The sequence below is a fragment of the Bacillus sp. GW821-FHT11D08 genome, assembly GCF_058808515.1.
In genome coordinates, this window is sequence record NZ_JBXARS010000004.1 from 1 (window position 1) to 24,124 (window position 24,124).

Genomic DNA, 24,124 nt, shown 5'->3' on the forward strand with positions numbered 1-24,124 from the left:
CCTTGATTAAAGAATTCGGCGAGCTGTACGCAGGCCGTTCGCTTGCGCCGATGCGCCTTCAATATAAAGACTATGCCGTCTGGCAGCGGTCATTTCAGGAGAAAGAAGGGTACCAGAAGCAGGAAGCCTATTGGCTGAAGCGGCTTGAAGGAGAGCTTCCGGTGCTTGAGCTTCCGGCTGACAAGCCCCGTCCGGCTGTCAGAAGCTTTGCGGGCGGCAGCGTATCGTGCACGCTTGACGCTGAAACGGCATCCGGCCTTCACCGCATCGCCCGGGATCACGGCTCCACTTTGTATATGGTGCTTCTCGCCGCGTACAATACGTTACTCGCGAGATTGAGCGGGCAGGAAGACATCATCGTCGGCTCGCCGATTGCCGGGCGTCCGCACAAAGACCTTGAACCGATTCTCGGCATGTTCGTCAACACGCTGGCCATCAGAACGGAGCCGAAAGGAGACAAACGGTTTACCGATTACTTGGCGGAAGTCCGCCAGGCGGCGCTTGAAGCGTATGAGCATCAGGACTACCCGTTTGAAGAGCTGGTGGAACGGCTCGGGGTGCAGCGGGACACAAGCCGCAATCCGCTGTTTGACGCCATGCTTGTCGTCCAGAATATAGAGCATGAGGAACTGCTGTTGGACGGTTTGCATATTCAGAATGCGGACGTGTCCCGTCCGGTTTCCAAATTTGATGTCACTCTGCAGGCTTCTGAAGGCGGGGGACAGATTCATTTTCTGTTTGAATATGCGGCGTCTTTATTCCGGAAAGAAACGATGCAGCGCTGGGCTTCCCACTTTATGACGATGCTTGAACACATTGTCCGTGAACCGGAAACTTCTTTACAAGCGATCAGCATGCTGACTGCTCCGGAACGGAACCGGATTCTTTCGGACTTTAACGGCATGACGGATCAACAGCTGCCTGAAAAAACAGTTCATGAACTGTTCATCACCCAGGCGCGAAAAACACCTGATGCCGCGGCCCTTATCAGCGGGGAAACATTGATCACATACAAAGAATTAGATGACTGGTCGAATAAAATCGCCAGAGCCCTGCAAAAACGGCAGATCGGACCTGATGCAGCCGTCGGCATTGTGATACCAAGATCGCCGGAACAAGTAGCGGCAGTCTTCGGGGTTTGGAAAGCCGGAGGAGCCTACGTCCCGATAGATCCTGAATATCCGGAGGAACGCAAGCAATATATCATCTCAGACAGCGGCACAGCGCTTCTCCTTACCGCACACGGTGCGATAGAACAAGTGCCTGATCGTTTTAACGGTGAAGTGCTCGCACTGGAGGATATCCAAGAACAGGATGCTTCGCCGGTCCAGTCATTATCAGCACCGGAAGATTTGGCTTACATCATTTATACATCGGGAACGACAGGCAGGCCGAAAGGGGTTATGGTCGAACATCGATCCGTCAGCCAAACCCTTCAATGGCGAAGCGGATTTTATGATCTGAATGAGAAAGATACGATTCTTCAGCTCTTTTCATTTTCATTTGACGGGTTTGTAACAAGCATGTTCACACCGCTGATTTCCGGTGCGAAAGCGGCCGTTTTAGCCGAAGATGAAGCAAGAGATATTCTTGCTATTAAACACTATCTTGCATCTTACCGCATCACTCACATGATCATTGTTCCCGTACTGTACCGTACACTGCTTGACGTACTGGAGCCGGGGGATGCAGAGTCTCTCAGAATTGTCACATTAGCCGGAGAAGCCGTCGACCAAAACATTATCAGCCGCAGTTTATCAGTTTGTCCACACACGGAGCTTGCCAATGAGTACGGCCCGACGGAAAACAGCGTCGCCACTACAGCGGCAAGACATATAGAACAAAGTGAGAACATCACGATCGGCCGTCCGATTGAGCATTCACACGTTTATATTTTAAACGGAGATCATCCGCAGCCGATCGGTGTAACGGGAGAACTTTGCATTTCGGGTTCCGGCCTTGCAAGAGGGTACCGCAATCTTCCTAAGCAAACGGCCCGAGCCTTTGTCCAAGACCCGTTCCAGAAGAACCGGCGCATGTACCGCACGGGCGACCTGGCAAAATGGCTGCCGGACGGCACGCTGCAATATATCGGCCGAATGGACGAGCAAGTCAAAATCAGAGGCTACCGGGTGGAACTGAAAGAAATTGAATCCGCCTTAACAGGCATAAAAGGTGTCAAAGAAGCAGCCGTCACCGCTCTGCCCGCATCAGCAGGCCAAACGGAACTATGCGCTTATATCGTGACAGAAGAAGGAACAGAAAGTGAAACCGTGCAGCAGGCGCTCAGAAATGAAATGCCCGCTTATATGGTGCCGGCGTTCTTTGAAACACTTGAAGCCCTGCCTGTCACACCGAACGGGAAGCTTGACCGCCGTGCGCTTCCTGAGCCGCGGAAAAAAGCGCACACCGGACGGGCATTTACCGAGCCTGAAAGCGACATGGAAAAAGAGCTTTCCGCGATTTGGAGCGAAGTGCTCGGAACTGAAAACATTGCCGCGGATCAATCATTTTTTGAACTGGGCGGCGATTCCATCAAAGCCCTGCAAGTATCAGCCCGATTACATCAGGCAGGAAAACAGATCGCCGTAAAAGATATTTTCAGCCGGCCGACAATTAGGGAGCTGGCGCCTTATGTCCGTACAGAGCGGCAGCCGGTCAGCCAAGCTCCTGCAGAAGGAGAAGTGAAGTGGTCGCCGATTCACAAATGGTTCTTCACACAAGACATGAAGGAAGCAAATCATTTTAACCAGTCCGTCATGCTGACGAGAGCAAATTCAATAGATGAAGGGGCTCTGAGGAAAACGTTAAAAGCCATTACCGTACATCATGATGCCTTGCGCCTTGTCTGCATAAAAGACGAAGAGAAAGGTCTTCTCCTCTTCAACAGACCGGCTGACCTCGCAGATGAGCAGCTTTACAGCCTGACCATATTAGAAATGGAAGGCGATGAGCATGAGAAGGAACGTTTTGTAAAACGCCGCGTCGCAGAGCTTCAGAGAAACATGGATTTAGAGAACGGGCCGCTGGTACAGGCGGGGCTGTTCCGCTCTGAAGCAGAAGATTACTTGTTTCTGACGGTCCATCATCTCGCTGTCGACGGGATATCATGGCGGATTTTATTGGAAGACTTGGCTTCTGCTTATGAACAGGCCATCTCTGGACAGGAAATCAAACTCCCTCAGAAAACCATGTCATTCAAAACATATACGGAGCAGCTGGCCGATTATGCCGAAAGTAAACAGCTTCTTCAGCAGGCGGAGTATTGGCGGGAGATTGAACACTATGAAACAGAAAGTCTTCCTTACGAACAGGCAGATTTATCTCAAACTCCTGCAAAAAAACGGAACACGGTATCCTTCACTCTGACAGAAAGTGAAACGGACGCCCTGTTGAAAGATGTACACAGCGCCTACAATACGGATACGCAAGATGTGCTTTTGGCTTCCGCCGTGCTTGCCATTCAAAAGTGGTCGCCGCGGCACGCTTTGAAAATCGCCCTTGAAGGACACGGACGCCAATCGGAGCAGGCAGGTGCGGACATCAGCAGGACAGTGGGGTGGTTCACTTCCATTTACCCGGTGCTTTTCCGGAGCGGAGCTTATGAACCTCTTGAAGAATATGAAATTCGCACATTGAAAACCGTCAAAGACACATTGCGGCGCATTCCGGATAAAGGGAACGGATACGGCGTCCTCAAATATTTAACACCGCCGAAGCTTGCCGGGATGACTTTCGGGAAAGCACCGGAGATCAGCTTTAATTATCTCGGACAATTCGATGCGCCCGGCGGGAACCCGGCAGAAACGGAACAGCCTGACGCGTTTCAGTTTTCTCCTTTGGGAGGCGGAGATGATGTGACAGATACATGGAAACGGGAGCAGTCACTTGAAATCAGCGCGATTGCGGCAAAAGGCCGGATGACCGTCAGTATTTCCTATGAAACGGAGCGCTTCCGGCAAGATACGATCGAACGGCTGTCCGAAAGCTGCCGGTATTATCTCCTGAAACTGTCGGAACACTGCCTCAGCAAAACCGATACGGAGAAGACCGTCAGTGACTTTGATGATCGGGAGCTGACTGAGGAAGCATTGCAGGATATTGCCGACTTACTCAGCTTCCACTAAACCGAGCGGGAGGAACACATGGACAAAACAAAAAATATCCAAAATATTTATCCCCTCAGCCGAATGCAGGAAGGAATGCTTTTTCATTCCTTTCTGCAAAAGGAGGGGGCTGCATATATCGAGCAATCCGTCTTCACCATAAAAGGCCGGCTTCGTCCGGAATTGTTTGAGCAAAGCGTACAGTCTGTCATCAGCCGCCACGATATTTTCAGAACGGTTTTTTTACCTCATGTCGCTCAGCTGAACGGCCCCCGCCAAGTTGTGCTGCGTGAGCGGGAATTCCGGCTGTACCGCGAAGATCTTACACATTTGGACGAAGCGGAACAGAGCATCTATTTACAGCGATTTAAGGAACGTGACCGCTTAAAAGGCTTTGACTTGCAAAAGGATATGCTGATGCGTGTTTCTTTGTTTAAAACGGCTGACGAAAAATATGTATGCGTCTGGAGCCACCATCACATCCTTATGGACGGCTGGTGCCTCGGCATCGTCCTTCAGGAATTCATGCATATGTACCGGGCGATTGAATCAGGCTCACCCGTCACACTGGCACCCGCAAAGCCTTACAGCACTTATATTACATGGCTGACTGATCAGGACAAAGACGCGGCTTCTGAGTATTGGAAAGGATATTTAGCAGGCTGCGAGACACCCTCAGGACTCCCGAAAATATCGGCCCGTCCCCAGGAAAAAGGCTACCGCAAGGAAGAGCTGCTGTTTTCTATAGATCAAAACCTGACGGACAAGCTGAAAACCATCGCCAAAGAAGAGGGCGCTACGCTCGCGGTTCTTATGCAGACTGTATGGGGCCTGATGCTGCAGCGCTACAACCGGACGGACGATGCCGTATTCGGCGCCGTCGTATCAGGGCGGCCTTCCGTCATTGACGGCGTGGAAAGCATGATCGGGTTGTTTATCAATACCGTTCCGGTACGCATTAAAACGGGTGACGAAAGCTTTAGAGAACTGCTGGGCCGCTTGCAGAAAGAAATGCTTGATTCAGAGGCGTTCAGCTATCATCCGCTTGCTGACATCCAATCGCAGACTGAGCTGAAACAGGATTTAATCGACCATATTATCGTGTTTGAAAATTATCCGATTCAGCAGCAGATGAAAGACGCGGAAAAGGAATCGGATGCACCGTTCCGGATCGGGAATGTCAACGTTTCGGAACAATCGGGCTACGATTTTAACCTCATCATAGCGCCTGGCGATGAGCTGCTCATCAAATTCAGCTACAATGCGAACGTTTATGATGAAGTATGGATAGAGAGCGTAAAAGGACACTTGGAAGAAGCTCTGCGCGGCGCCGCCTTCAATCCCGATGTTCCCGCTGATCGGCTTCCGATGCTCGGACAAAAGGAAAAATCAAGAATAATCGGCGAATTTAATGACACGAAAACAACTTATGAAAGAAATGAAAGCATCATCAGCCTGTTCAGCCGACAGGTGAAGAAAACCCCGGACCATCAGGCGCTTCACGCCGGCGGGCTGACGATGACGTACCGGGAGCTCGATGAACGGTCAACTGCATTCGCCCGCACCCTGCTGGAAAACGGTCTGGCGCCAAAGGGAATTGCCGGGATTCTGGCCGAACGCTCACCGGAATTTGTCATCGCTGTTCTCGCTGTATTGAAAGCGGGAGGGACGTACCTTCCTCTTGATGCAGAACTGCCAACCGACAGGATCGCCGATATGCTCACTGAGAGCGGAGCACAGCTGTTAACGGTACAAAAAGGAATTGAGACTGACATTGACTTTTCTCACATCATCTCTATCCCGGCTGCAGCTGAAAAACAAACACCTGATGCGGGAAAACTGAATACCGATACAGCACCTGATGACCTTGCCTATATTATGTATACATCCGGTTCAACAGGAAAACCGAAGGGCGTGATGATTTCCAACCGAAACGTCGTATCGCTCGTGTCAAACAGCAATTACACGTCGGCTGGCATGTCGGACCGTCTCATTCTGACAGGGTCCATCGGTTTTGATGCAGTGACGTTTGAAATCTTCGGAGCGCTTTTGAACGGAGCATGTCTTCATGTGGTTGACCGCTCGACAATGCTTGCCCCTGAGAGGTTCGGCAATTATCTTTCTTCCAACCGTATTACGATTCTGTTTTTGACGACGGCGCTCTTTAACCAGTTCGCCCAGGCAGATCCGGAGATGTTTTCTGGGTTGCACACCTTATATGTCGGCGGAGAAGCATTGTCCCCGGCGCTCATCAATAAGGTCAGACACCGCTGTCCGAATCTCAGCCTTTATAACATATACGGACCGACGGAAAATACGACGTTTTCCACCTTTTACGAAATCAGGCACGATTTTTCTCAGCCGATCCCGATCGGAAAACCGATCAGCAATTCAACCGCGTATATCATTGATAAAAATGGCGGACTTGCGCCGATCGGCGTGCCCGGTGAGCTTTGTGTCGGCGGTGACGGGGTTGCCAAAGGCTATTTAAACAGGCCTGACTTAACAAGTGAAGCATTTGTCAGCCACCCGGTTCATCCTGAAGAAAAGATCTACAAAACAGGCGACTTGGCACACTGGCTGCCTGATGGAAGCATCGGATACATCAGCCGTATCGACCGTCAATTCAAGATTCGCGGGAAGCGGATCGAGCCGGCCGAAATCGAAGCACGCTTGACTGAAATCGATGGAATCAGGGAATCGGCAGTCATCGTAGCAAAAGAAGGACAAGAAGCAATCCTTTGTGCGTATTATACAGGCGCACATGTTGAAGAAAGAGCCATTCGATCCCTGTTGGCCAGGTCGCTTCCCGACTATATGATTCCTCAGTATGTGATGAAGCTTGACCGTATGCCGCTTACCGCAAACGGCAAAGTGGACCGTCGCGGGCTGCCTGCGCCAGAACGGAAAAAAACGTCATCAAAAGCCGTTCCGCCACGAAACTGGGTAGAGCGTGAGCTGATCGACATTTGGACGCCGATCCTCGGCTACAGGGAGCTGGGCATACAGGATGACTTCTTTGAGCTGGGCGGCCATTCTTTGAAAGCATTGCAAGTGATTCATCAGCTGAAGACCAGGCAGCAGATGGATGTGCCGATTGAAATGATATTTGAATATCCGACAATTGAACAATTGGCTGAAAAGCTGTATTCAAACACACTGACAGAAGCTGCAGAGCAGCATATCAGCAGACTGAACCAGTCGAAAGGCCGCAATCTTTTCTGTTTTCCGCCTATCTCAGGTTTCGGCATTTTCTTTAAAGATCTTGCGGCGGCATTAAATGGACGGGCTGCTGTGTACGGTTTTAACTTTATTGAAGAAGACAGCAGAATGGAACAATACATTGATAAAATGCTGGAAATCCAGCCGGAAGGCCCTTATATACTCTTCGGATATTCGGCAGGCGGCAATACGGCATTCGAGGCGGCAAAAGCGATGGAAAAGCGCGGCTTAGAAATCAGCGACGTCATTATCGCAGACGCGTACAGAAAGCTTGACACATTGCCGCCGCAGCCAACAAACGCAACAGCCGAAAATGTCCCGGAAGCCGTCAGGGAAGCGGTCATCCGAAAAACAGAGCGCTATCAAACGTACTGGGCGGAACTGATAAATGACGGCCAAATCGCGGCAAACCTCCATTTTATCGAGGCCGGCATAAAGGAAGAGCACAGTGATAAGACCGAGCCGATGAAATGGGAAGGCGCCACAACGGGACTCTATCAGGAATATCAAGGCGGGGGCGCCCATAAAGATATGTTTGAACCCGCCTTTGCACAGCAGAATGCTGAGGTCATACTGGACATCATTGCAAACAGCGGAAGACGCTTGGCGCGGAATCTGTAACATCCGGCAGAATGGTTCAGTATGACAGAGGGCAAGATAGGGGAATCAAACCAGTTTTTTTGGAGGCTTTGACATGACGAACCTATCTTGGCTTACGTATGTAATGATCATTCTTGCCAGCTACCGGCTGACCCATTTGATCGTATTTGATAAGATTACGGAATTCATAAGAAAACCCTTTATAAAGCAAGAAAAAACCGTCGATCAAAACGGGCGCGCCGTCCAAAAAAAAGTCCCTTCCTCCGCATTCGGTTATATGCTGCAATGTTATTGGTGTGCGGGCGTCTGGTGCGCCATATTGATCGGCATCTGCTACTTGGTCTGGCCCCGCTATGCACATCCGGTTATTTTCATTTTGTCCATCGCCGGAGCACAGGCCATTCTTGAAACGTGTGTCGGCGTCGGAACGAAGGTCATTGACGTGCTCGCCGCTATGAAACATAAAAAGTCCTGAAGCGTTTTGATTCGCTTTAGGACTTTTTTCTTTCCTTTTTAGGCTGAGAGGAGCAAAGCAGGCTTTCTGATTCACCGCCCGGAATGCTTCGGAATACCGTAAAGCAGAGAGGGGGAAAAACATGAAAAGCTGCCGTTTTAGCATGATATGGTTTTTGGCCGTTGTACTGACAGCCGGCATCTTTACATTCTCAGCATCCGCACAAGCAAGCGGCACTCAGCCGGAGAGAGAAATGAGAGCCGTATGGATCGCGTCTGTCACCAATATCGACTGGCCCTCTAAAAAAGGGCTGTCACCGGAAGAGCAAAAAAGAGAATACAGCAAGCTGCTGGATGACGTTCAGGAGATGGGAATGAACGCCGTTATCGTCCAAATTAAGCCTGCGGCTGATGCTTTTTATCCATCAGATTACGGGCCTTGGTCAGAGTATCTGACAGGAACACAAGGCAAAAATCCCGGCTACGATCCGCTTGCTTTTTTAGTTGAAGAGACACATAAACGGAATCTTGAATTTCACGCTTGGTTCAATCCTTACCGGATCACGATGAATCACACAAATTTGAATGCGCTTTCAGATGATCATCCCGCGCGTTCGCATCCGGACTGGGTCGCTGCATACGGAAAACAGCTGTACTATAATCCGGGCATTCCGGAAGTAAGACAATTTATAACGGATGGAATCAAAGAGGTGGTCAGCCGTTATGACATTGATGCGGTTCATATGGATGATTATTTTTATCCTTATAAAATTGCCGGACAGGAATTCCCCGATCAGGCGGAATACGAACGGTACGGAAAAGCTCACTTTGCATCAGTTGATGACTGGCGCAGGGATAACGTCAACCGGCTTGTAAAAGAAATCAACCAAACCATCAAACGAGAAAAACCTTATGTCAAATTCGGAATCAGCCCGTTCGGCGTATGGAGAAATGCCGCAGATGACCCGACAGGCTCCGAAACGGCCGCAGGGGTGCGGAACTATGATGATTTATATGCTGATACGAGAGAATGGATCCAAAAAGGATACATTGATTACATCGCACCGCAAATTTACTGGAGCATCGGATTTAAAGCGGCGGCATATGACGTCTTAGCGGATTGGTGGGGAAAAGAAGTGAACAATCGGCCGGTGCATTTATATATCGGGCAGGCAGCTTATAAAATCAACAACAACGCTGATCCGGCCTGGGCCGACCCGGGGGAATACGGAAGGCAGATTACTCTAAACAGGGGATCAGCATGGATAAAAGGCAGCATGCATTTCAGTTTAAAGGATTTAAACCGTAATCCGCTCGATGTAAAAAACCGTTTGATCAAAGACATGTACAGCCGGCCCGCATTAATTCCCGAGATGCCTTGGCTCGGACATTCCGCTTTAAAAAAACCGGCTGTCAAACGGGCGGAGAAGAATGCTTCCGGCCATACACTCTATATCGAAGATGCGAAATCCAACGGTAAAAAAACGGCTTATTACGCCATTTACCGCGCAGAAAAGGGAAAGCAGCCTTATTTAGTGGATACAGTCAGAAAAACATCGTCACGGACGCAGACATTTTCAGATACTGATATTCGGGCGAAAGAAGCCTGCACCTATTTCGTTACTTCCGTTGACAGGCTTCACCATGAGAGCCGTCCCTCCGCAAAACGGACAATTAAATAGCCATTATTAAAAAAACTGACAGTTGCGGCGCTGTCAGTTTTTTTGCAGCGGATGAGTCCGAATGTTCAGACTTTATTTGGATGGAATGAATAAAGACCCCCATTAATAAAATGTAGAAAGCAGCAGAAGGAGGAAGGTTAATGAATTTTCAACTGACAAAAGAACAGCAGATGGTGCGCGAAATGGTCAGAGATTTCGCCAAAAATGAAATTGCCCCGAAAGCCCATGAGGTTGATCAATCGGCCGTCTTCCCGATAGACACATTTAAAAAAATAGGCGAACTCGGGCTGCTCGGAATTCCGTTTCCGGAAGAATACGGCGGGGCGGGCGGTGACACCATTTCATATGCAGCAGCGGTCGAAGAAATCGGAAAAGCCTGCGGCAGCACGGGGCTGAGCTACGCGGCGGCCGTGTCACTCGGCGCAAGCCCATTATACTATTTCGGTACTGACCAACAAAAGCAAGAACATCTTATTCCGCTTGCTTCGGGAAAAGCGCTCGGATCATTCGGGCTGACAGAGCCGAATGCCGGTTCCGATGCCGGCGGAACCCAGACAAAAGCCGAGAAAAAGGGCGATGACTATGTGATAAACGGAGAGAAATGCTGGATCACAAACGCAAATTACGCCCGCACGGTCATTGTCACCGCCGTTACGGGAAAGAACTCCGCCGGAAAACCGATCATTTCAGCTCTCATCGTCCCGACAGACACACCGGGATTTACGATCACAAATCCGTACGACAAGATGGGTGTGAGAGGGTCGGATACGGCCGAACTTGTGCTGGAGGATGTCAGGGTGCCTGCCGATAACCTGCTCGGTGATCCTGAAAAAGGTTTTAAACAATTTTTATATACATTAGACGGCGGGCGGATCTCGATTGCGGCACTGGCTGTCGGTATCGCTCAAGGCGCACTGGAGGCATCGCTGTCATATGCGAAGGAACGCAAGCAGTTCGGCAGTCCGATATCGTCATTTCAAGCCATTCAATTTAAGCTGGCCGATATGGCGATGGAAATTGACCTTGCCAGACAGATGGTGCTTAAAGCGGCATGGCTGAAGGATCAAAACCTGCCATTTACGAAAGAAGCTGCATTCGCCAAGCTTTATGCTTCAGAAATGGCCGTCAGAACATGCCTTCAGGCCATCCAAATTCATGGCGGTTCCGGTTATATGAAGGAATGCGGTGTCGAACGTATGCTTCGTGACGCAAAGCTGATGGAGATTGGCGAAGGAACGTCAGAAATTCAAAGAATGGTCATCGCAAGACAGCTTTTGAAGTGAAATGAAAACGTTTACTAAGACAGGGATGGAAGGGGGGCAGGTCATATGGCTGAACTTATCCATTTAACAGCCGGAAAGCTGCTTGAGCGGACCGCGGAGCTTTTTCCGGATCGTGAAGCGGTTGTTTACCCTGAGCGCGGCCTTCGTTATACGTATGCCGAGTTTGACCGGTTATGCCGGCAAACCGCAAAAGGGCTGATGAAGCTGGGAGTTGAAAAAGGAGATCATGTTGCCATATGGGCATCCAACATTCCGGAATGGCTCGCGGCGCAATTTGCAACGGCGAAAATCGGCGCCGTTCTGGTCACCATTAATACCAATTTTCAAATCGCAGAGCTCGATTATCTGCTGGCACATTCAGACGTCTCGGCCCTGATAATCATGGATTCCTACCGGCAGACATCTTATGTTGAGATGGTGAATAAGCTGATTCCGGAGCTGAAAACTTGTGAGCGCGGCAGGCTGCGTTCGAAACGTTACCCCTTTTTACGGACGGTGTTATATATCGGTGATAAAAGCCCGCCCGGGATGCACCGTTGGGATTCTTTGCTGAAGGATGCCGAAGCTGTAACGGATGCGGCGCTTGACGGAAGGATGGACAGCCTGAAAAAGGATGATTGCATCCATATGCAATATACATCAGGTACGACCGGATTTCCGAAAGGCGTCATGCTCTCACATTTTAATATCGTAAATAACGCGGCCAATATCGCAGAATGCATGAAGCTTACTTCATGTGACCGTTTATGTATTCCCGTGCCGTTTTTCCACTGCTTTGGGTGCGTGCTCGGCGTGCTGGCATGTGTTTCCGCGGGTGCGGCGATGATTCCGATCGAACAGTTTTCTCCGCCGGCCGTTCTGAAAACGGTGGAGCAAGAAGCCTGCACGGCTCTGCACGGTGTACCGACGATGTTTATCGCCCTCCTAAATGACAGCCGTTTTTCTGAATATGATCTTTCCCACGTCCGAACCGGGATTATGGCAGGCTCGCCATGCCCGGCGGAAGTCATGAGAGAAGTGATCGGCAAAATGGGGATGACCGACATTACAATTGCCTACGGACAGACCGAAGCATCACCTGTCATTACGCAGACAAGAACAGATGATCCGTTTGAAAGAAGAGTGGAAACAGCGGGGCGCGCGCTTCCCCATATCGAAGTCAGAATCGTTCGGCCCGGAACATCCGGAGAAGCCGCCAGGGGCGAACAAGGAGAGCTCTGCACCCGCGGATATCATGTTATGAAAGGCTATTATAAAAATCAAGAAGCGACCGAAGAAGCGATAGACAAAGACGGCTGGCTGCATACCGGTGATTTGGCGGTCATGGACGAGGACGGGTACTGCAAAATCACGGGCCGTCTGAAAGACATGCTGATTAGGGGCGGCGAAAATATCTATCCGCGCGAGATTGAGGAAATGTTATATCGGCATCCCGCGGTAGCAGACGTTCAGGTCGTCGGCGTTCCTGATCCGAAATACGGAGAAGAGGCCGCGGCGTGGATCAGGCTCAAAGACGGACAAACCGGTTCCGCAGAAGACATCAGAACCTTTTGCAAAGAACATATCGCCCGCTATAAAGTCCCCAGGTACGTTTTGTTTACAGATGAATATCCAATGACAGCCTCAGGAAAAATTCAGAAATTCAAGCTGCGGGAAAAAACGATTGAAGAGCTCAAGTTAACTTAATGAAAAAGGAGTGCTTCACATTTGTTTAAAAAAGTCCTGATTGCCAACAGAGGAGAAATCGCCTTACGAATTATCCGCACCTGCAAACGTCTCGGCATCCCCTCGGCAGCTGTGTATTCAGAAGCCGACCGGGACGCGCTGCATGTAAAAGCGGCTGATGAGGCCTATCCGATCGGTAAATCGAGAGTAAATGAAAGCTATTTACATATCGACAGAATCATAGAAGCCGCCAAATCCGCCGGAGCGGACGCCATTCATCCGGGCTACGGGCTTCTGTCAGAAAACAGCCTGTTCGCCGAACGCTGCCGGAAGGAACAAATCACATTTATCGGTCCGCCCGGTGATATCATCGCCAAGATGGGCAGCAAGATTGAAGCCCGAAAAACGATGCAAAAAGCAAAGGTCCCGATCGTTCCCGGTGTTTCAGAGCCATTGCCCGATGTTCACTCCGCCTTAGCCGAAGCCCGTGCCATCGGTTTTCCGGTCATGCTGAAAGCGTCCGCAGGAGGAGGCGGAATCGGCATGCAGATCGTACATTCAGAAGAAGAGCTGGCCAAAGCGTTCGAAGGAAATCAAAAGCGGGCCGCGTCCTTTTTTGGAGACGGCGCAATGTACATGGAAAAGGTCATTGAAAATGCCCGTCATATTGAAATTCAGATACTCGCAGATTCTTTCGGCAACACCGTTCATCTGTTTGAACGTGACTGTTCAGTCCAAAGGCGCCACCAAAAAGTGATAGAAGAAGCGCCGTCGCCGTTTGTTGACGATGAATTAAGACAAAGACTCGGTGAAACCGCCGTTAAAGCCGCAAAATCGATCGGCTACCAAAATGCAGGCACAATAGAATTTCTCGTCGACCAAAAGAAACAAATCTATTTTTTAGAGATGAACACAAGACTGCAGGTGGAGCATCCGGTGACAGAAGAAATTACAGGACTGGATCTTGTGGAAGAACAGCTGAAAATTGCCGCTGGGCAGGCGCTGCCTTTCTCGCAGAAAGATATCAACCACCGCGGTCATGCGATAGAAGTGCGGATTTATGCGGAAGATCCGGTCACCTTTTACCCGTCACCCGGTACCATCTCGTCTTTTTCCGTTTTAAGACACCCGTCAGTGCGACACGAATGCGCCGTCGAAAAGGGAAGCGTCATTTCTCCGTTTTACGATCCGATGATTGCCAAAATGGTCGTCACGGCGAATACGAGAAAACAAGCCATTGAACAACTGAAAACCGCCCTTGGCGAATATCATGTAGAAGGGATTAAAACCAACATTCCGCTGCTGACAAAAATTGCCTATTCAGAAGTGTTTGAAAAGGGCGAGGCAACAACCGGTTTTTTACAAACAATGAACGAGGGGGCGTCCAAATGAGCGTCATAAAAATTCAAATGGCGGGAAACCTGTGGAAAATTCATGTGAAACCGGGTGATGTCATTGAAGAAGGACAGGAAGTGGCCATCTTGGAATCTATGAAAATGGAAATTCCGATTATCGCTGATGCAGCGGGTACGGTGAAAGAAGTAAAAAAATCAGAAGGTGATTTCACTGATGAAGGAGAGGTCCTGATTGAACTTCAATAAAACGGGAGGTGCAGCATGAACTGTCCGAAACATGTCCGCATCAATGAAGTAGGACCGCGTGACGGCTTGCAGAATGAATCGGCGTGGGTGGATACAGAAGATAAGATTGAGTGGATCAATATGCTGTCAAAAACAGGCCTTCCCTATATCGAAGTGACATCATTCGTGCTTCCGAGATGGATTCCGGCTCTTCGTGACAGCCTGGACGTCGCAAAAGGCATTGCCAGATCTGAACATACGGTCTACGCGGCTCTCGTTCCGAACCTCATCGGACTGGAGCATGCGGCAGAGGGCGGAATCGATCAGGCATGTGTATTTTTATCTGCAAGCGAAACCCATAACCAAAAAAACGTAAACAAACCGATTGACCGGACCGTTCAAGAGCTCAGGCGGGTTATTACTGAAGCAAAAGCTGAAAAAATGGCGACGAGAGCTTATCTGTCCACTGTGTTCGGCTGTCCGTACGAACAGAACGTGCCGGTCGAACAAGTCATCCGCCTGTCAGACACCCTGCTCGAAATGGGTGTTGATGAAATATCGCTCGGCGACACGATCGGCGCGGCAAACCCCTTGCAGGTCATAGCCGTGCTTGAAGCCCTTTTGCCGAGAATTCCCGCCTCAAAAATCGCACTCCATTTCCATGATACAAGAGGAACGGCTCTAGCGAATATCATTCCCGCTCTTGATATGGGCATCACATCCTTTGATACTTCCTCAGGCGGGCTTGGCGGCTGCCCGTACGCCCCTGGATCAGCAGGAAACGCTGCCACAGAAGACGTCATTTATATGCTCGAACAAATGGGGATTGATACCGGGACGGACATGAATAAACTTCTTTATGCCGCCGGCTGGATCGCGGATAAAATAGGCAAAGACCTGCCAAGCAGAAACCTGCAGGCATTCAGAACGAAATGAGAAAGGAGAAGCCATGGGAGATTGCGTCTTGTATTCCGTCTGTCAAGAAACGATCGGTCTGGTCACGCTGAACCGCCCGCATGCGGCCAACTCGCTGTCTTCAGAAATGATTGATCATTTACAGCGTGTGATTGAAGACATCAAAAACTCGCCATCCATTCGTTGTGTCATTCTCACCGGCACCGGGAACACATTTTGCGCCGGTGCTGATTTAAAAGAAAGAGCGGGGATGAATCATGAACAAGTTAAGCAAAGCGTCAGGCGTATCGGTGAAACGGCCGCATCCATTGAAGCTCTCCCGCAGCCGGTCATTGCAGCGCTGAACGGAACCGCTGTCGGAGGAGGCCTTGAACTCGCCCTCGCCTGCGATATCAGAATCGCCGTCAGCCGGGCGGGCCTCGGCCTTCCTGAAACAGGGCTTGCGATCATTCCCGGAGCGGGCGGAACGCAGAGACTGCCCCGGCTTATCGGCCCCGGCGCGGCAAAAGAATTGATCTATACCGGCCGAAGGCTTTCTGCCGAAGAGGGAAAAGACATGAAGCTGATCGAGCATGTTTGTGAAGCCGATGAACTTATGGAAAAAGCAAAAGCACTGGCCGGCCGCATCGCCGCTAATGGACCGATCGCCGTCAGACAAGCAAAATCCGCGATAAACAAGGGTCTGGAGACAGATCTCAATACAGGGCTCGAAATCGAACGAAAAGCATATGAACAAGTCATCCCCACACTTGACAGAGAAGAGGGCCTGCGCGCTTTTAAAGAAAAAAGACCCCCTGAATACAAAGGAAAATAAAACATGGAGGGACTCGGATGGATTACGAAAAAGAACGGCAGACACGCAGCAAAACGATTGAAAAGGGAGGAGCCGCGAAATATCACGCAAGCAACGAAAAGAAGGGAAAACTTTTTGTAAGAGACAGGCTGAAGCTTTTATTCGATGACGGCATATCCGTTGAAGACGCTTTTTTCGCCGAGTGCATGTCAGACGGACTTCCGGCAGACGGGGTCGTTACCGGGATCGGCACCATCGGCGGCAGAACCGTTTGTGTGATGGCAAACGACTCAACCGTAAAGGCGGGCTCGTGGGGCGCGAAAACGGTGGAAAAAATCATCCGCATTCAGGAGACGGCGGAAAAGCTTCAGTGTCCGCTCTTGTACTTAGTCGATTCCGCAGGTGCGAGAATTACGGATCAGGTCGACATGTTCCCGGGCAGAAGGGGAGCCGGCCGCATCTTTTATAACCAAGTAAAGCTGTCGGGCCGCATTCCGCAAATCTGTTTATTGTTCGGCCCTTCCGCTGCGGGCGGCGCTTACATTCCGGCCTTTTGCGACATTGTCATTATGGTTGAGGGCAATGCATCCATGTACTTAGGTTCCCCGCGTATGGCAGAAATGGTGATTGGCGAGAAAGTATCGCTTGAAGAAATGGGCGGCGCCCGTATGCATTGTTCCGTATCAGGCTGCGGTGATCTCCTCGCCCGGACGGAACAGGAAGCAATCATGATGGCGCAGACATATCTCAGCTACTTTCCGGCAAATTATACTGAAAAAGCGCCCGTCAACAAATCTAAGAACCCGAAAGCTTTTGAAAAACCGCTCTCAGATGTCATCCCGGCACATCAAAACGCACCGTTCAACATGATGGATTTAATTGAACGTGTCATTGATGAAGACTCATTTTTTGAGATTAAACCGTTATTTGCGCAGGAATTAATAACGGGGCTTGCGCGGATTCACGGACAGCCGGTCGGCATTATCGCCAATCAGCCGCGTGTCAAAGGCGGGGTTTTATTTCTCGATTCGGCGGATAAAGCCGCAAAATTTATCGCTTTGTGCGACGCATTCCATATTCCGCTTCTGTTTTTAGCAGACATTCCCGGATTCATGATCGGAACGAAGGTTGAGCAGGCGGGCATCATCAGGCATGGCGCAAAAATGATCTCCGCAATGGCGGAAGCGACTGTTCCGAAGCTTTCCGTTATCGTCAGAAAAGCCTACGGTGCCGGATTATACGCGATGGCGGGGCCTGCTTTTGAACCGGACTGCTGTTTAGCGCTTCCGACTGCGCAAATTGCCGTAATGGGTCCTGAAGCAGCGGTGAATGCGGTCTACGCAAACAAAATCAGTGAGCTAGCCCCTGAAGAAAGGCCGGCTTTTATTCAAGAAAAGCGTGATGAATATAAGGAAGACATTAACCTTTACCGACTTGCCTCTGAAATGGTGATTGACGGCATTGTTCCTGCTGATTCCTTGCGGGAAGAACTCAATAAACGCCTCACTGCTTACATGTCCAAACAACTGACATTCACACACCGGAAACACCCCGTATACCCGGTATAAATAAAAAAAAGACTGCATAGATCCGGCTCGCAGCCGCTCTTATGCAGTCTTTTTTCATAGTCTTGATCTCATTTTCTTCACAACAAAATAAACAACAATAAATACGAGAGCCAATATAATGATCGGAGTTGTATACATTCCGGCATAGCTGTCTACGTCTTTCCACTGTCCCCCGAGCTGATACCCGAGATAAACGAAAATGACAGACCACGGAATAATGGCAAGCGTCGTCAATATGACAAACTTGGAAAGAGGCATTTTCGCAAGGCCGGCCGGGATGGAGATCGCATGTCTGACGACCGGGATAAACCGCGCCGAGAACACAACGCCGGCGCCGTAACGGCGAAACCAGTTTTCCGCAACATCAACATGATGCTTTTTCAGAAGTAAGTACTTGCCGTACTTGTCCAAAAACGGCCGTCCCCCATAACGGGCGATCCAGTAAATAAAGCACTGCGCGATCGTTCCCCCGATCACACCGGCGACAATGGCGCCGATAAAGCTGATCGTGCCTTCTGACACCATATAGCCTCCGTAAGCCAGAACGATTTCACTCGGAATGATTTCGATCATTAATCCGAGCGCAATCCCTAAATAGCCCATACTTGTCAGCCAGGATAATATTTCACTAATAAAATTGCCCACACTGTTCACAACCTCTTTATCTTTTTACCCAATTATATGACTGATTGACAAGCAAAATGGTTACAAATTATTTTTTAACGCACGATTTCTTCAGATTCTCTTTTTAACACCTCTTCTAAATAAGCTAAAAGTTTCGGTCTCATTTCTTCCCGAAGAAGCCCGATCTCCGTGCCGGCCTTAAAACAGCCGATTTTATCTCCTATATCAAACCGGCTTCCTTCAAGCTCCCGCGCGTAAATGCTTCGGGTGCGGCACACTTCGCGCAGCGCGTCTGTCAATTGGATTTCGTTGCCCGCGCCTCTTCCGATCGTCTTCAGCGTTTTAAAAATAGCAGGGGTTAATATGTAGCGGCCCATCACGGCAATATGAGAGGGCGCCTTTTCAACAGCAGGCTTCTCAATCAGATCCTCAACCTGGTACACATGACCGCTCTGCCGCCCCGTCTGTATAATACCATATTTGCTGACATCAGCAGGATCGACGGGCTGTACGCCGACCGTTTCTGTGCCGTGTTGGTTATAGACGTCTATGAGCTGTGAAAGAGCGGGAGTGTCAGATACCATAATATCATCACCTAATAGAACGGCAAAAGGCTCATCTCCGATAAAATGCTCCGCACACAGCACCGCATGTCCTAATCCGAGCGGTTCTTTCTGACGGATGTAATGAATATTGGCCAAATCGGCAATCCGCTGCATTTCCTTCAGCGTCTCCGTTTTGCCTTTTTCCTGCAGATTGAATTCCAATTCCGCCGACCGGTCAAAATGATCTTCAATCGAGCGTTTGTTTCTCCCTGTAATAATCAGTATATCTTCAATTCCTGACGCTGCGGCCTCTTCGACAATATATTGGATGGCCGGTTTGTCGACAATCGGCATCATTTCTTTCGGCTGCGCCTTTGTCGCCGGCAGAAATCTCGTTCCTAAACCGGCTGCGGGAATGACCGCTTTTCTCACTTTTTTTCTCATTCATCTTCACTCCTGATCCTGTATGTTTTTCAGCGAATCTCCAAATACCCAGATTCGGTTTCCGATAAAATTCATCATCATCCCGCCGATAGTGGCGGCGAACTTACTCACCAATAGCGAACAGCCGCCTTTTTGAAACGCGTAAAGCAGCAAAAAGGTGATTCCCGACGCGGCAAGATTAATCATGAGAAATCGCATGATCTCTTTCCCGTCAGCCTTGCGTTTTACACGAAACGTCCACTTCCGGTTCCATACATAGCTGTTGATGATCCCTGCCGAATAGGAGCAGATCTGCGCCGGAAGATAGGGGACATGACAAGCGGCGAGAAGAAAGAAGACACCAAAATCGATCAGCGTATTGCCGACGCCTACAGTGCAAAAACGGCCTGCTGTCTTTACTTTTTCTTTCAGCATAACGGTGACCTCCCCTCATAATAAGATGCGGTTCGCTGTCCTATTTGTTGATATGGATTACTTTAGCGGACAGTGTTGAATAAACAATTACTAAAATATGAACAAAACATGAAAACGTAATGAGACTTTGCAAAACTTATTAAGTTAACAGTTTGATAGTTTAGGTTGACATATTCCGCGAAGGGCACTAATATTCTGTATAAGTGTTAACCTTAAATTTATTTTGGTTAACATTAATTTTCAAAGTAAGAGAAAGGAGGGGAATATATGCGGGAAGAAACCTATTACAGCGTCAGAATGAGAGCTTCCCGAAACGCCCCCCATGAGCAGGGCGGAAAACACATTTCCGGCGGAGAACGGCTCATCACTTACAGCGGTTTACAGGAAGCGGTAGATGGCTTATTACATAAAGGCTTCTCGCACTCAAGAGGGATACCTGATTTTATGCAGATTCAGCTTGAAAGTATTAATGAACCGATCGAAACGATCCGCCCTTTGCCGGTTGCTTTCCATCAAACAGACACGCCGGAAAAAGGACAAGCAATCGCCCGCAAGCTTCTGCAAAAGGCGGGGATTCCCCCGCACATGATAGAGAAAGCGTACGAAAACATTGCGGAATATGCAGAAGCAAGAGGAGCGGTCCTGTTTGATATCCGGGCAGGAAAACGCATTGACGGCAGAGGAAATAGAGGTGTGCGGGTATCCCGAGTGGATTGGCCGTCACATGATTTTCAAAAATGGGCTTTTACTCACAATATGCCGGAACATTCACGAATAAAAGAAGCACATGCCATCGCGGCAAAAGTTTGCGCACATCCGGGGATTATTGCTGAATTGTGCTGGTCGGATGACCCTGATTACATAACAGGCTACGTTGCCGCAAAGAAGCTGGGATATCAGCGGATTGCCAAGATGAAGAATGCCGGAGATGAAAGCGGCTGCCGGATTTTCTTTACAGATGGCTCCATAGATACAGAGAGCTGTATCCATTTTTTAGAGAAGCAGCCTGTATTCATTCAGCGGGAGGAGAACATATGAAACAATCAATGATTGAAAAAAGCAAACAGCATCTTTGGCTGCCCTTCACACAAATGAAAGATTACGATGAAGATCCGTTAATCATTGAAAGCGGAAACGGGATCATGCTGAAAGACATCAGCGGCAAAGAATATTATGACGGCTTTTCTTCAGTATGGCTCAATGTACACGGCCACCGCAAAAAAGAAATGGATGAAGCGATTCAAAAACAGCTTGAAAAAATCGCTCATTCGACCTTGCTGGGTATGACGAACGTTCCCGCAACAGAACTTGCCGAGATGCTGACAGGCATCACACCGGAAAAGCTGACACGCGTTTTTTACTCCGACAGCGGAGCGGAAGCAATGGAAATCGCTCTGAAAATGGCCTTTCAATACTGGAAAAACATAGGGAAACCCGAGAAACAGACGTTTATTTCTATGCAGAACGGCTATCACGGCGATACGATCGGAGCCGTCAGCGTCGGCTCCATAGAACTTTTCCACCATGTGTACGGCCCGCTGATGTTTGAAAGCTACAAAGCCCCGATTCCGTATGTATACAGATCTGAAAGCGGCGACCCTGTACAGTGCCGGGATGAATGCCTTCACGCGCTCGAACAGCTGCTTGCAAAGCATCACGAAGAGATTGCCGCACTTACGATTGAATCGATGGTGCAAGGCGCATCCGGCATGATCGTCATGCCTGAAGGCTTTCTGGCAGGCGTACGAAAGCTGTGTACGGCATATGATGTGTTAATGATCGTTGACGAAGTGGCGACGGGGTTCGGCCGCACCGGAAAAATGTTTGCCTGTGAGCATGAAAATATCCAGCCGGACTTGATGGCGGCAGGGAAAGGCATTACGGGAGGCTATTTGCCGATCGCTGTGACGTTTGCCACAGAAGCCATTTATGAAGCCTTCTACGATGACTACGACAAAATGAAAACATTTTTCCACGGCCATTCCTATACAGGAAATCAGCTTGGCTGTGCCGCGGCAATTGAAAATCTGCGTTTATTCGAATCAGAGCGCATCGTTGAACAAGTCGCCGAAAAATCAAAAACGGCAGCGAAATTTCTTCATGATCTGAAGCAGCTTCCTCATGTCGGCGATGTCCGCCAGCTCGGTTTCATGTGCGGCATAGAGCTTGTGCAGGATAAGGGGACAAGACAGCCTTATCCGCCTGAAAAGCGGATGGGATACAAGGTGTCCTTAAAAATGAGAGAGCTTGGTATGCTGACACGGCCGCTCGGAGACGTCATCGCCTTTCTGCCGCCGCTTGCCAGCACAACCGATCAGTTACAAGCCATGATCTCCATTATGAAAGAAGCGATAGCCGAGGTGACCGGCCGTGGATTTTGACGGATGGCTCCTCGGAAGGCTCGATGCGGTGAAAAGAGACGGGCTGTATCGGACGCTGCGAACACAGGAAACCGCTCTCAAAACCAAGGGGCAAAAGCGGCAGACCTGGGCGTCCAATGACTATTTAGGCCTGTCAAAAGATGAGCGGCTGATCACAGCCGCGCAAACGGCGCTGATCCGGTTCGGAGCGGGAAGCGGCGGCTCACGGTTAACGACAGGAAATACTGTGTGGCACGAAAAACTTGAACACACAATCGCGGACTTTAAACAGACGGAAGCGGCTTTATTGTTTTCAAGCGGTTACTTGGCGAATATCGGCGTGCTTGCCTCACTGCCTCAAAAAGGCGATGTCATTTTAAGCGATCAACTGAACCATGCGAGCATTGTTGACGGCTGCCGTTTATCAAAAGCGGAAACCATCGTGTACCGCCATATTGATATGGCTGATCTTGAGAAAAAACTTGCCTCCGTCCAGGCTCGGAACCGCCGCTTTATCGTCACAGACGGCGTCTTCAGCATGGACGGCACCATTGCGCCTCTTGACCGCATAATGGCGCTTGCAAAGCAGTACCAGGCATTTGTGATAGCAGATGACGCGCATGCAACCGGTGTACTCGGGGAAAACGGCGGGGGAACCAGTGACTATTTCGGTGTTTGTCCTGATGTTGTCATCGGCACATTAAGCAAAGCTGTAGGAACGGAAGGCGGTTTTGCCGCGGGATCAAACATTTTCATTGATTTTTTGCTGAATCAGGCGCGGACGTTTATTTTTCAGACGGCCCTCCCGCCGTCAATTTGTGCGGCTTCGCATACGGCATTTGACATCATATCAGATATGCACGATACGCGCCGTGAGCTGCAGTCGTCTGTCAAAACGATAAAAACGCGTCTGGCCGATATGGGCTTTACCGTAAGAGGCGGAGATACACCGATTATCCCCGTTATCATCGGTGATGCAAAAACAGCGGTTTCAGCCGCTGCACTGCTGGAGAAAAAGGGAATCTGCGCCCCGGCCATCCGCCCGCCCGCCGTTCCGGAAGGCGAAAGCAGAATCAGGCTGACCGTTACGGCGGATCGCAGCTTACAGGATATAGACGAGCTGACAGAAGCATTTGATTCCATTAGAAAAGAGCTGAATATAAACAAATGAGAAGTTTTTTTGTTACAGGAACAGATACCGGCGTCGGAAAAACCATCGTTTCTTGCGGTCTTGCCGCGGCATTCCGGCAGAAACAGGCGGATATCGGAGTGTTTAAGCCGTTTTTAAGCGGTGTGCCGCGGACTCATCCGGAAAGTGACACCTCGCTCTTGAAAGACATGTCACAAACCGCACTGTCTCATGAAGAAATCACGCCATTTGAATGGAAAGAGCCGCTTGCCCCGTACACGGCCGCCATGCTTGAGGGGAAATCCGTGAGCATGGCGGATGTCATGGCCCACTGGAGTAAGATCAAAAATCGTCATGAGTGTTTCATCGTTGAGGGGGCAGGCGGCATTTCCGTCCCGCTTGGTGAAAATTACTTAGTCAGTGATCTGATAAAAGCCATGGAATTGCCGGCGGTGATTGTCACCAGGCCTGATCTCGGAACCATCAACCACACATATTTAACCGTTGAATATGCGAAAAACATGGGGATAGAGGTTCTCGGCATTATTATCAACGGCGTAAGGAGCCGGCCGGGGCTGGACGAAAAGACAAACCCGAGCATGATTGAAACATTATGCAAAGTTCCGATTTTGGGAATCACACCGAAGCTGGATCACGTTTCACCGGAAAACATTCAACACATGATTGAGAAACATATAGATGTTTCCTCTTTCATGAATCTGACACAAATGGGGAGATAAA

The 24,124-nt window shown here is 49.6% G+C and carries 17 protein-coding genes and 1 pseudogene; 15 read left to right on the forward strand and 3 right to left on the reverse strand.

The window, feature by feature from the left end:
* The 11 genes from AC1RRX_RS09695 to AC1RRX_RS09745 all read left to right on the forward strand — a co-directional run.
* Window positions 1-4,127 (forward strand): amino acid adenylation domain-containing protein (locus AC1RRX_RS09695; protein WP_492870898.1); only part of this gene is annotated, 4,127 nt, incomplete at its 5' end.
* An 18-nt stretch (window positions 4,128-4,145) separates the two neighbouring features.
* Window positions 4,146-7,949, forward strand: a complete 3,804-nt coding sequence (locus AC1RRX_RS09700; protein ID WP_020955911.1) for a non-ribosomal peptide synthetase — start codon at window positions 4,146-4,148, stop codon at window positions 7,947-7,949.
* Between the two features lie 73 nt (window positions 7,950-8,022).
* Window positions 8,023-8,403 carry a DUF1360 domain-containing protein gene (locus AC1RRX_RS09705; RefSeq protein ID WP_007410116.1) on the forward strand — a complete coding sequence of 127 codons (381 nt, stop codon included), beginning with the start codon at window positions 8,023-8,025 and terminating at the stop codon, window positions 8,401-8,403.
* Window positions 8,404-8,524: 121 nt separating this feature from the next.
* Window positions 8,525-10,063 carry a glycoside hydrolase family 10-like protein gene (locus AC1RRX_RS09710; RefSeq protein WP_007410117.1) on the forward strand — a complete coding sequence of 513 codons (1,539 nt, stop codon included), beginning with the start codon at window positions 8,525-8,527 and terminating at the stop codon, window positions 10,061-10,063.
* A 140-nt stretch (window positions 10,064-10,203) separates the two neighbouring features.
* Entirely contained in the window at window positions 10,204-11,346 is a 1,143-nt protein-coding gene (locus AC1RRX_RS09715; protein ID WP_007410118.1) for an acyl-CoA dehydrogenase family protein, read from the forward strand.
* A gap of 45 nt (window positions 11,347-11,391) precedes the next feature.
* A complete protein-coding gene (locus AC1RRX_RS09720; protein ID WP_144464255.1) occupies window positions 11,392-13,032 on the forward strand; it encodes an AMP-binding protein in 1,641 nt (546 codons plus the stop codon).
* A gap of 21 nt (window positions 13,033-13,053) precedes the next feature.
* On the forward strand, window positions 13,054-14,403 hold the full coding sequence (locus AC1RRX_RS09725) for an acetyl-CoA carboxylase biotin carboxylase subunit (protein ID WP_144464257.1): 1,350 nt from the start codon (window positions 13,054-13,056) through the stop codon (window positions 14,401-14,403).
* Complete coding sequence (locus AC1RRX_RS09730; RefSeq protein ID WP_007410121.1) at window positions 14,400-14,612, forward strand: acetyl-CoA carboxylase biotin carboxyl carrier protein subunit; 213 nt, start codon at window positions 14,400-14,402, stop codon at window positions 14,610-14,612. Before AC1RRX_RS09725 ends, AC1RRX_RS09730 begins: the two co-directional genes overlap by 4 nt.
* A gap of 15 nt (window positions 14,613-14,627) precedes the next feature.
* Window positions 14,628-15,527, forward strand: coding sequence for a hydroxymethylglutaryl-CoA lyase (locus tag AC1RRX_RS09735; RefSeq protein WP_144464259.1), 900 nt, complete (start codon window positions 14,628-14,630; stop codon window positions 15,525-15,527).
* A 13-nt stretch (window positions 15,528-15,540) separates the two neighbouring features.
* Complete coding sequence (locus AC1RRX_RS09740) at window positions 15,541-16,320, forward strand: enoyl-CoA hydratase (protein ID WP_020955908.1); 780 nt, start codon at window positions 15,541-15,543, stop codon at window positions 16,318-16,320.
* 17 nt (window positions 16,321-16,337) lie between these two features.
* Window positions 16,338-17,867: an acyl-CoA carboxylase subunit beta gene (locus AC1RRX_RS09745; RefSeq protein ID WP_032865964.1), complete on the forward strand. Its 1,530-nt coding sequence runs from the start codon at window positions 16,338-16,340 to the stop codon at window positions 17,865-17,867.
* A 54-nt stretch (window positions 17,868-17,921) separates the two neighbouring features.
* Here the strand turns inward: AC1RRX_RS09745 and uptA are convergent, their stop codons facing one another.
* The 3 genes and pseudogenes from uptA to AC1RRX_RS09760 all read right to left on the reverse strand — a co-directional run bounded on the left by uptA (window position 17,922) and on the right by AC1RRX_RS09760 (window position 19,938).
* Window positions 17,922-18,512 (reverse strand): undecaprenyl phosphate transporter UptA, encoded by a 591-nt coding sequence (uptA, locus tag AC1RRX_RS09750; RefSeq protein WP_007410125.1) that lies wholly within the window; start codon window positions 18,510-18,512, stop codon window positions 17,922-17,924.
* 74 nt (window positions 18,513-18,586) lie between these two features.
* Window positions 18,587-19,480, reverse strand: coding sequence for a UTP--glucose-1-phosphate uridylyltransferase GalU (galU, locus tag AC1RRX_RS09755; RefSeq protein WP_032865966.1), 894 nt, complete (start codon window positions 19,478-19,480; stop codon window positions 18,587-18,589).
* Window positions 19,481-19,486: 6 nt separating this feature from the next.
* A pseudogene (locus tag AC1RRX_RS09760) lies at window positions 19,487-19,938 on the reverse strand (GtrA family protein).
* Between the two features lie 223 nt (window positions 19,939-20,161).
* Between AC1RRX_RS09760 and AC1RRX_RS09765 the strand changes: the two are divergent.
* From AC1RRX_RS09765 to bioD, 4 genes are read left to right on the forward strand one after another with little or no spacing between them, the layout of a single operon-like run.
* Window positions 20,162-20,932, forward strand: coding sequence for a 6-carboxyhexanoate--CoA ligase (locus AC1RRX_RS09765; protein WP_144464261.1), 771 nt, complete (start codon window positions 20,162-20,164; stop codon window positions 20,930-20,932).
* Complete coding sequence (gene bioA, locus AC1RRX_RS09770) at window positions 20,929-22,275, forward strand: adenosylmethionine--8-amino-7-oxononanoate transaminase (protein ID WP_144464263.1); 1,347 nt, start codon at window positions 20,929-20,931, stop codon at window positions 22,273-22,275. Before AC1RRX_RS09765 ends, bioA begins: the two co-directional genes overlap by 4 nt.
* Entirely contained in the window at window positions 22,265-23,425 is a 1,161-nt protein-coding gene (gene bioF / locus AC1RRX_RS09775) for an 8-amino-7-oxononanoate synthase (RefSeq protein WP_144464265.1), read from the forward strand. Before bioA ends, bioF begins: the two co-directional genes overlap by 11 nt.
* Entirely contained in the window at window positions 23,422-24,123 is a 702-nt protein-coding gene (bioD, locus tag AC1RRX_RS09780) for a dethiobiotin synthase (RefSeq protein WP_064107337.1), read from the forward strand. The genes bioF and bioD overlap by 4 nt, the downstream gene beginning before the upstream one ends.
* Window position 24,124 lies beyond the last annotated feature (1 nt).

Coding starts and splice junctions, on each gene's coding strand:
- bioD (WP_064107337.1), top strand. CDS start 23,422: ATGAGAAGTTTTTTTGTTACAGGAACAGATACCGGCGTCGGAAAAACC.
- AC1RRX_RS09705 (WP_007410116.1), top strand. CDS start 8,023: ATGACGAACCTATCTTGGCTTACGTATGTAATGATCATTCTTGCCAGC.
- bioA (WP_144464263.1), top strand. CDS start 20,929: ATGAAACAATCAATGATTGAAAAAAGCAAACAGCATCTTTGGCTGCCC.
- AC1RRX_RS09765 (WP_144464261.1), top strand. CDS start 20,162: ATGCGGGAAGAAACCTATTACAGCGTCAGAATGAGAGCTTCCCGAAAC.
- AC1RRX_RS09700 (WP_020955911.1), top strand. CDS start 4,146: ATGGACAAAACAAAAAATATCCAAAATATTTATCCCCTCAGCCGAATG.
- AC1RRX_RS09735 (WP_144464259.1), top strand. CDS start 14,628: ATGAACTGTCCGAAACATGTCCGCATCAATGAAGTAGGACCGCGTGAC.
- galU (WP_032865966.1), bottom strand. CDS start 19,480: ATGAGAAAAAAAGTGAGAAAAGCGGTCATTCCCGCAGCCGGTTTAGGA.
- AC1RRX_RS09730 (WP_007410121.1), top strand. CDS start 14,400: ATGAGCGTCATAAAAATTCAAATGGCGGGAAACCTGTGGAAAATTCAT.
- AC1RRX_RS09720 (WP_144464255.1), top strand. CDS start 11,392: ATGGCTGAACTTATCCATTTAACAGCCGGAAAGCTGCTTGAGCGGACC.
- AC1RRX_RS09745 (WP_032865964.1), top strand. CDS start 16,338: ATGGATTACGAAAAAGAACGGCAGACACGCAGCAAAACGATTGAAAAG.
- AC1RRX_RS09715 (WP_007410118.1), top strand. CDS start 10,204: ATGAATTTTCAACTGACAAAAGAACAGCAGATGGTGCGCGAAATGGTC.
- AC1RRX_RS09740 (WP_020955908.1), top strand. CDS start 15,541: ATGGGAGATTGCGTCTTGTATTCCGTCTGTCAAGAAACGATCGGTCTG.
- AC1RRX_RS09710 (WP_007410117.1), top strand. CDS start 8,525: ATGAAAAGCTGCCGTTTTAGCATGATATGGTTTTTGGCCGTTGTACTG.